The 7,086-nt window shown below is 74.2% G+C and carries 10 protein-coding genes; 4 read left to right on the forward strand and 6 right to left on the reverse strand.

Annotated features, from left to right (window positions below; translation table 11 throughout):
• Positions 1–46: 46 nt before the first annotated feature.
• A complete protein-coding gene (locus E1291_RS19840; RefSeq protein WP_131739325.1) occupies positions 47–1,336 on the forward strand; it encodes an MFS transporter in 1,290 nt (429 codons plus the stop codon).
• A complete protein-coding gene (locus E1291_RS19845; protein WP_131739326.1) occupies positions 1,333–1,719 on the forward strand; it encodes a nuclear transport factor 2 family protein in 387 nt (128 codons plus the stop codon). The genes E1291_RS19840 and E1291_RS19845 overlap by 4 nt, the downstream gene beginning before the upstream one ends.
• 24 nt (positions 1,720–1,743) lie before the next feature.
• On the opposite strand, the gene E1291_RS19850 is transcribed toward E1291_RS19845, so the two are convergent.
• From E1291_RS19850 to E1291_RS19870, 5 genes are all read right to left on the reverse strand, one after another.
• Positions 1,744–2,046 (reverse strand): hypothetical protein, encoded by a 303-nt coding sequence (locus tag E1291_RS19850; protein ID WP_131739327.1) that lies wholly within the window; start codon positions 2,044–2,046, stop codon positions 1,744–1,746.
• A 3-nt stretch (positions 2,047–2,049) separates the two neighbouring features.
• The gene (locus E1291_RS19855) at positions 2,050–2,781 is read right to left on the reverse strand and encodes a class I SAM-dependent methyltransferase (RefSeq protein WP_207400821.1); all 732 of its coding nucleotides are present in this window, start codon (positions 2,779–2,781) and stop codon (positions 2,050–2,052) included.
• A 379-nt stretch (positions 2,782–3,160) separates the two neighbouring features.
• Complete coding sequence (locus E1291_RS19860) at positions 3,161–4,372, reverse strand: CU044_5270 family protein (RefSeq protein ID WP_131739328.1); 1,212 nt, start codon at positions 4,370–4,372, stop codon at positions 3,161–3,163.
• Entirely contained in the window at positions 4,365–4,937 is a 573-nt protein-coding gene (locus E1291_RS19865) for an RNA polymerase sigma factor (RefSeq protein ID WP_131739329.1), read from the reverse strand. Before E1291_RS19865 ends, E1291_RS19860 begins: the two co-directional genes overlap by 8 nt.
• Positions 4,938–5,023: 86 nt before the next feature.
• Positions 5,024–5,638, reverse strand: a complete 615-nt coding sequence (locus tag E1291_RS19870; RefSeq protein WP_131739330.1) for a DUF2867 domain-containing protein — start codon at positions 5,636–5,638, stop codon at positions 5,024–5,026.
• Between the two features lie 242 nt (positions 5,639–5,880).
• On the opposite strand from E1291_RS19870, the gene E1291_RS19875 reads away from it, so the two are divergent.
• Positions 5,881–6,270, forward strand: a complete 390-nt coding sequence (locus E1291_RS19875) for a VOC family protein (RefSeq protein WP_131739331.1) — start codon at positions 5,881–5,883, stop codon at positions 6,268–6,270.
• On the opposite strand, the gene E1291_RS19880 is transcribed toward E1291_RS19875, so the two are convergent.
• Complete coding sequence (locus E1291_RS19880) at positions 6,267–6,698, reverse strand: nuclear transport factor 2 family protein (protein ID WP_131739332.1); 432 nt, start codon at positions 6,696–6,698, stop codon at positions 6,267–6,269. The two genes, E1291_RS19875 and E1291_RS19880, sit on opposite strands and share 4 nt — an antisense overlap.
• A 120-nt stretch (positions 6,699–6,818) precedes the next feature.
• On the opposite strand from E1291_RS19880, the gene E1291_RS44665 reads away from it, so the two are divergent.
• A complete protein-coding gene (locus tag E1291_RS44665) occupies positions 6,819–7,037 on the forward strand; it encodes a helix-turn-helix domain-containing protein (protein ID WP_131739333.1) in 219 nt (72 codons plus the stop codon).
• The last annotated feature ends 49 nt before the right edge of the window (positions 7,038–7,086 follow it).

Raw genomic sequence — 7,086 nt, forward strand, 5'->3', positions numbered from 1 at the left:
GCCGGGGTAACTTCCGAACCATCCAGTTCGTTCGATTGGAGGCACGATGCCGGACCTCGCCGCCCGGCGGGCACCGTCCCCGCCGGGGACGCGGACGCCCGCGCTGCTGTTCGCCGTCATGGCGGTGTGCAGCGGCGCCACCGTCGCCAACGTCTACCTGGCCCAGCCGCTCCTGGACCTGTTCGCCCGCGGGCTGGGCGTCACGTCCTCGGCGGCGGGCGCCGTCGTCACCTGCGCGCAGCTCGGCTACGCCGCGGGCATCCTGTTCCTGGTGCCGCTCGGGGACGTGCGGCGCCGCCGCCCCCTGCTCTCGATGCTGCTGGCGGGCACGACCGGTGCGCTGCTGCTGGCGGCGGCGGCCCCCGGCCTGGGCGTGCTGGCGGCCGCCGCCGCGCTGGCCGGCGCCGCCACCGTGATCCCGCAGGTGCTGGTCCCGCTGGCCGCCGAGCTCGCCCCGCCCGGCCGCCGCGCCTCGGTCGTGGCGAACGTCCAGATCGGCCTGATGACCGGCATCATCGGCTCCCGCGTCGTCGGCGGGGCCGTCGGCGAGGCGCTCGGCTGGCGCGCGGTGTACGTGCTGGCCGCCGCCCTCACCGCGGTCACCGGGCTGGTGACGGTGCTGCTGATGCCGTCCGAGCGGCGGCGCCCGGACGGCGGCGCGCCCGCTCCCGGATACGGGCGGCTGCTGGCGTCCCTGCCGGGCCTCCTGCGCCGGGAGCCCGCCCTGCTGCAGGCGTGCGTCCTGCACGGCACGCTGTTCGGTGCCTACAACGCCACCTGGACGACGCTGGTGCTGGTCCTGACCCGCGCCCCCTACGGCTACGGGACCGCCACCGCCGGGCTGTTCGGACTGCTCGGCCTGGCCGGGGCGGTCGCCGCGCCGTGGGCGGGCCGCGCCGTGGACCGCCGGGGCGCGGTCCCCGTCATCACCGCCGCCCTGCTGCTCACCCTCGCCGCGTCCGGCGCCTACGCCCTCGGCGGCACCTCCCCGCCCTTCATGGTCGCCGCGATCGTGCTGGCCAACGTCGCGGTGCAGTGGAGCCAGATCGCCAACCAGGCGCGCGTCTTCGCCTACCTGCCGCACGCCCGCAGCCGGGCCAACACCGTCTACATGGTCGCCGTCTTCTTCAGCGGCGCCGTCTGCGCGGCGGCCGCCGCCGCGTGCCACGCCGCCGGGGGCTGGAGCGCGGTGTGCGCGCTCCAGGCCGTGCTCGCCGCCGCGGGCCTGGCGGTCGTGCCCGCCGCACGCCGCCACGACCGCCGCCACATGCGAGCCCCAGAGACACCCGGCGCGCTGACGCCGGGTCCGCAGAACACCGACAAAGGAGAGTCATGACCTTCCCAGCCATGCCCGCAGCCGTGACGCGGTTCTTCACCGCCTCCTGGGAGGGGGACGCCGACGCCTGGGCCTCCTCCTTCGCCGAGGACGGCGTCTTCCACGACCCGGTCGGGCGGCCCCCGCTCGTCGGCCGGGACGCCATCGCCGAGTTCATCGCCGGTGTGCTGCCGAACTTCGCGCCGTTCCTCGGCCTCACCCCGCGCGAGGCCCACACCGTCGGCAGGTCCGTCGCCGTCTCGTGGTCCGGGGCCGCCGTCTCCCTGGACGGGCGCCCGGTCAACTGGTCCGGCATCAACGTCTACGAGCTCGGTGAGGACGGCCTCATCCGCGAGGCCAGGGCCTACTTCAACGGCGCCGTGTTCCAGGCGCAGCTCGCCTGACGGCGTCCACGGCGCGCGGCCCGGTCACGTCCCCGGGCCGCGCGCCCCGCCGTGCCCGTCCTCGTGCGTCACCCAGCGCCGGGCGGTCGCGTCGTACCAGGCCAGCGAGCCGGGACGGATCGCGCTGAGCGGGATCGGCTCCGGCTCCTCGTGCCCGTCCGCCGCGCCGAGGTCGAAGGGGCCGGGCGCGTGCAGGACCGACACGTGGTCGCCCGTCACGCCGGTCACCCAGCCGAGCACGTCCCGGCCGCCGGCGAGGGTGAACCCGACCTTCAGCACCTCGTCCGAGCAGCGCGCCAGCGTCTCCCTGATCACGTCGTCCGCCACGCCCTAGCGGAGGGCGGCCAGGACGTAGCCGCGTCCCGCCCGCCAGACCGGGCCGGCGTGCGGGAAGCCCGCGCGGCGGAGCAGCTCGATGTGCCGGTCAATGCCGAGACCGGTCCCCATGCCGTCGGCGCTCAGCTCCCGCCGCTCCAGCATGGACGCGCGGCGCGCCTCCCACGCCTGCGCCGCCCACCAGGACGACCAGTCCTCCTCGTCGGCGGGCCGGGCGGTGCGGCGGCGCCCGGTGAGCCGGGGCCCGCGGAGCGGAAGCGGACCGGCGTTCACGAGCACCCCGCCGGGCCTGAGCAGCCGGTGCAGCTCCTCGTACACGCCGAACAGCACGGGCTCGGACAGGTGCTGGAGCGCGCCGGTGGAGACGGCGGCGTCCAGCGGCCGGTCGAGGCCGAGGGCCCGCGTCCAGCCGTCGCGGCCGATCACGGCGGCCACGAAGCGGACCGACGCGCCGTGCCGCTGCCGTCCCAGTTCCAGGAGCAGCGGGTCGCCGTCCACGGCGATCACGTCCATTCCCGGCGTGCGCTCGGCCAGCCGCGCCGCCAGCGTCCCCGACCCGGAGCCGAGGTCGACCGCGGACGGCCGCGGCGCGCTCGCCGTGACGCGCCCGACGACGTCGGCGATCACCGTGAGCCGCTCCTCGCGGCAGGCGGCCTCGCGCTCGTGCCGCCGGTCCCAGCCGGCGATCCACTCCCGTGCGGTCTCGTGATCCAGATGCATGCCCATCACCGGCCCTCGTCGCCCGCGACCCCGTGTGCGAGCGACATTAGCCGATCTTGCAACGATTTTCATTACCGAATCACGGGATGCCCCGATGCGGTCACCAAGGGTGTCCCGCCGGACATGGCCCGTCCCACCGTCCCCGCGCGGCGCGAGGCGGCGGAATGGCCGTGCCCGGCGCGGCCGGACGGTGATCTCGCGGGACGCGCCGGAGCGCCGGAGGCGTAGCCGGAGCCGCACATCGCACCCGCTTTCACTCCACGACCCTCGTAGTAGAGAGACGCTGCCGCGCGGCGGCCGGTTCCGCCGCTCGCCGTACGGACCGTCCCGCTGCGATGCCGCCGCCCCCGGCTTCGGGCCGGGGGCGGCGGGCGGGAGGCGGGTATCAGGACGGGGGGCGCTCGTTCGTCCACTCGGCGACCTCGAACACCTGGTACGAGACCGGCTCGCCGGGACGGTGGAAACGATCGGGCATCTGATCGGCCCTCAGGATCCGGGGCTTGCCGTTGTCACCGGGGGGGAGCCGCCGGCTGCCGTGCGGCGGCGTCACCACCAGGTCCCGGATCGCCAGCAGCTTCCCGGCAGCGGGATCGATGATGAACTGGCGGCGGTAGGTGCCGAGCTGCTGCGGGGCGGTGTACAGGCCGAGGGTGACGGTCGTCTCCAGGGGCAGGGAGACCACCGTGCCGCGGCGTCCCAGCGGGTCGGTCGCCCCGCCCTCGGGCCGGATGCCGGGCAGGGTGGCGAGTACCCGGAACGCCGCCGCCCGGACGGCGGGCGGCGCGGGCGCGTCGGACAGCAGCGTCCCCACCACATCGGACAATGCCCGGGCCCGCTCCGTGCCTTGCAGGTCCCCCAAGGGCTCCTTCTTGGGCTTGGAGGTGTAGGCGTGCCAGTCGCCCTTGAGGGCGAGGAGGGCCTTTTCCAGCGCCTGCGGCCTCGTGGGCAGTTCGGCGACCGCCGCCGCGCTCAGGCCGTAGTACCGACCGTCGAACGGCATCCAGCGCGTGCCCGAGCCCTTGGGCTTGGCGCTCATGTCCAGGAACGCCTTCTGGTCCGGCACGCCCGGGAGCGGGACCTGTACCCACGTCGGCGATCCCGCCGCCTGCCATTTCTGCTTGTCCTGGGCGGTGACGGGCACGTCGACCAGGTCCAGGTGGGTCTGCCGCCCCTTGCCCTTCCGGTCGGTCCAGCGGTCCACCCCCTGCCTGGAGTCGACCTTGTAGTGGTTCGCCGCGCTCGTGCCGACGCCGTAGACCTCGCCGCTGACCGACTTGGTGTGCCAGTACGCGCCCGCCGGTGCCCTCAGCGCGTTGGTCGCGGCCACTAGCAGGACGCTCCCCTGTTCCTCGTGGGAGAGCGTCCCCGTCCCGCCCCGCGCGTCGTCCGGCTCCTCGGAGACGGCGGCGATGACGCCGGCGGTCACGGCGGCCGTCGCCCCCAGGCTCACCAGGGGGAGCACGAACCGGCTCCGGGGACGGCGAACGCCGCCGCCCTTCCGGCCGGTGCGCCAGTCGCTGCGCAGTTCGATGGCGTGGGGATGCTCCTCCTCGGCGAGGGCCGTCCGCATCTGCCGCAGGGCGTCGAATTCATCCATCGGTCTTCTCCTCGGGGAGGTGCTTGCGGAGCTTGGCGCGGGCGCGGTGGATCTTCGCCTTGACGGTGCCGAGGGGCAGGCCGAGCGTCGTCGCGATCTCCGCGTACGACATCTCGCCCCAGGCCAGCAGCAGGAGGGCATTGCGGTCCTGCGAGCCGAGCGAGGCCAGGGCACGGGCCAGCCTGGGGCCGAGCGCGGCGGCCGACACGCGGTCGCCGGCCCGGTCGGCGAGGCCGTCCTCGGCGGGGTCCACACCGGTCCGGGCGAACGCCCGGTACATCCGGCTCTCCTGGCGATGATGCCGGGCGATCAGCTTGCTGGCGATGCCCCACAGCCACGCGCCGAACTCGGTGCGTCCGTCGAACCGCTCGCGCTGCTTGAACGCGGTCGCGAACGTCTCCGCGACCAGGTCGTCGGCGAGGGTGGGCCCGAGGCGCCGCTTGATGTAGGCGTGCAGCCGCGGTGAGTGGCGGCGGAACAACTCGCCGAAGGCCTCGGGATCCTCCAGCGATGCCATGACGATGCCCGCGTCGTCTGATGCGTCGACAGGGCTCACCAGAGCCATGGCCGTCTCTTCATTGAGCGTCCTTCGCGATGAGGGGAGAGCTGACACCCTCCTCTATCCCGATGCGCCCCGACGGGTTGCGTCGATCATCGCCGAGAGGCGGCGTCCCCGGGGAGAAGGAGCGCGCGGTCCCGCCAGGCCCGTTCCCACTGGCGGGTCAGCGCGGGGTAGACGATCAGGTAGCGGAACGGCGCGATGAACGCCATGTACAGCCGCCCGAACCGGCCGTTGGGCTTGACCAGGACCGCCATCCGAAGTTCGTGGTCACCGTCGCGGCCCGGCGCCCACCCCAGGTGCATGACCGTGTGGACGGTCTTGTTCGCCAGCTCGCGGACGGACTCGTCGGGCAGTTCGTAGACGGGGGTGAGCGGGGTGCCGCCGGAGTCGGCACCGTCCACGGTCGCGCGAAGGTCGTCGGGCACGCGGTCGCGCAGCGACGCGACGCGCGTCCCGAGCCCGGCCCTGGCCTTGTCCCAGCCGAGCAGGGCACCGAGCTTCCAGCGCACCGCGAACAGGAACCGGGCCGGCGCGGACTGCCCGTCGAACCCGCCGCCCGCCCGCATCGCGGCCAGCATCACGGGGAAGTCGTCCGGCCCGGCGCCCGGGGTCCGGTAGGCCCACACGTCCTCGACGCGGAAGTCTGCGGCGAACTCGTGAATCCGCCACGGCCGGTCGGTGTGGGCCCTACGAGGGAGTCTCATACCCGTCGCCTTTCCTGCGGTCCGTTCTGTACGCGGGCGTACAAGACCAGGCTAGGACTTATATACGGGTGCGTATATATGGCGGCCAGGTGAGGTGCGGCACATGGTCCACGCCGGTCGGCGGCCGGGGGCCGTCCACGATCAGGCAGGCTCGTCTCCTCGCGGTGATGCCGGCCGTACGGCCCTCCGACCTGGGGCGCCCCCTGCGCCCGGACGTCGCGTGGCTCCCTAGACTCGGGTCCGTGCTCAGACTCGGCTTCCCCGTGATCGGGGTCAACGACGTCCCTCGCGCCGTGACCTTCTGGACCGCCGCGCTCGGCCTGGCCGCCGCCCCGGAGTCCCAGAACCGGAGATGGTGCACGCTGGTCCGTGCCGGTGATCCGCCGGAGCCCGTGCTGGGCCTGATGTACAGCGAGACGCCCGTCCAGGAGCACCCGCGTCTCCACCTCGACCTCATGGTGGACACCGAGGCCGAGCAGCGGGCCGAGGCCGAACGCCTGGTCGCGCTCGGCGCCCGCCGCGTCGACTGGGACTCCTACCCGCCCGACCCCGACTTCGTCGTGCTCGCCGACCCGGACGGCAACGCCTTCTGCATCGTGGACCTCAGCCGGAGCCCGGCGGGCATCCCCTAAACCGCGGCGCCTCCGGACGGGCTCCCGCCGTGCCCGGGGAAGAGGACCGCCGCCGCGTGCCGCGTGTCGGTGTACTCGACGACCGCCGCGATCAGACCGCCGCGGACCGTGAAGACGCCGACGCAGCGGTTGTCGTAGACGGCCCCGTGCACCGTCCGCGCCTTCGACGTCCATTCGGCGACGACCCGGTCGCCCTCGGCGACCGTGCCGACCAGCTCGATCTCCACCGTGCCGGGGACGAACACGGGCGCCATGCCGCCCAGGAAGCCGTCGACGATGGCGTCGCGGCCCCGCCACACCTTCGAGATCGGCAGGTCGCCCGGGTAGCGCCAGGTCGCGTCCTCGGTGAAGCTCGCGCGGACGGCGTCGGCGTCCCCGTCGCGGACGGCCTCGACATAGCGGACGACGACGGCCCTCGGATCGGTCATGGCCGGGCTCCTCTCGGGTGCTCACTGTGCCCGGCCACATCCCACCGGGAGCGGTGACGGCCGGGCCAACAACGGCGCGACCCGGCCGACAACGCCGGGTTGTCGGCTATGGTCGGCGCCGTGGACCTCGATCTCACGCTGGTCCGCGCGTTCGTCACCACGTCCGAGACCCTGCATTTCGGGCGCGCCGCCGAGCGCCTCGGCACCAGCCAGCAGGCGCTGTCCAAGCGGATCGCGCGGCTGGAGGCGCTGCTGGCGGTCCGGCTGTTCGAACGCGAGGGCGGCGTCCGGCAGTACGAGGCCAGGCGCGCCGTGGAAGGACCGGACTCCAGATGGTGACGCCGTCCGAGCACGGTGAGCGCGGCCGGGTACTGCGACTCCGCCGCCT

It is taken from the genome of Actinomadura roseirufa, assembly GCF_900659635.1.
Taxonomy (GTDB): domain Bacteria; phylum Actinomycetota; class Actinomycetes; order Streptosporangiales; family Streptosporangiaceae; genus Spirillospora; species Spirillospora roseirufa.

Excerpts from the sequence above, each read along its gene's own strand:
- E1291_RS19880 (WP_131739332.1), bottom strand. The coding sequence starts at position 6,698 with ATGACCGATCCGAGGGCCGTCGTCGTCCGCTATGTCGAGGCCGTCCGC.
- E1291_RS19845 (WP_131739326.1), top strand. The coding sequence starts at position 1,333 with ATGACCTTCCCAGCCATGCCCGCAGCCGTGACGCGGTTCTTCACCGCC.
- E1291_RS19860 (WP_131739328.1), bottom strand. The coding sequence starts at position 4,372 with ATGGATGAATTCGACGCCCTGCGGCAGATGCGGACGGCCCTCGCCGAG.
- E1291_RS19865 (WP_131739329.1), bottom strand. The coding sequence starts at position 4,937 with ATGGCTCTGGTGAGCCCTGTCGACGCATCAGACGACGCGGGCATCGTC.
- E1291_RS19840 (WP_131739325.1), top strand. The coding sequence starts at position 47 with ATGCCGGACCTCGCCGCCCGGCGGGCACCGTCCCCGCCGGGGACGCGG.
- E1291_RS19870 (WP_131739330.1), bottom strand. The coding sequence starts at position 5,638 with ATGAGACTCCCTCGTAGGGCCCACACCGACCGGCCGTGGCGGATTCAC.
- E1291_RS19855 (WP_207400821.1), bottom strand. The coding sequence starts at position 2,781 with ATGGGCATGCATCTGGATCACGAGACCGCACGGGAGTGGATCGCCGGC.